At 51.5% G+C, this 309-nt stretch carries 1 rRNA gene; it reads left to right on the top strand.

What is annotated here, in order from left to right:
* Positions 1 to 222: 222 nt before the first annotated feature.
* Positions 223 to 309 (top strand): 5S ribosomal RNA (gene rrf, locus NA986_RS24360); the annotation flags it as partial.

Here is a 309-nt window from a genome sequence, read left to right as displayed (position 1 = left end):
ACTAATGAACCGTGAGGCTTAACCTTACAACGCCGAAGATGTTTTGGCGGTTGAGAGATGATTTTCAGCACTGATTCCGGATTTTCGGGAACGAAAGATTTTACGCTGAGGCAAGGCGGCAAATGAAGGAAAGGAAGGCGCATACAGAAGTATGTGACTGACTTTACGAATGCAGCCAACGCAGCATCGGTGTAAAAGATTCGTTTCCGGCAACAGAATTTGCCTGGCGGCCGTAGCGCGGTGGTCCCACCTGACCCCATGCCGAACTCAGAAGTGAAACGCCGTAGCGCCGATGGTAGTGTGGGGTCT

It is taken from the genome of Salmonella sp. NW177 (assembly GCF_051811585.1).
Taxonomy (GTDB): Bacteria; Pseudomonadota; Gammaproteobacteria; order Enterobacterales; family Enterobacteriaceae; genus Salmonella; species Salmonella enterica.
The sequence above is the reverse complement of the archived record's forward strand: the minus strand, read 5'-3'. Positions and strand labels throughout refer to the sequence as shown.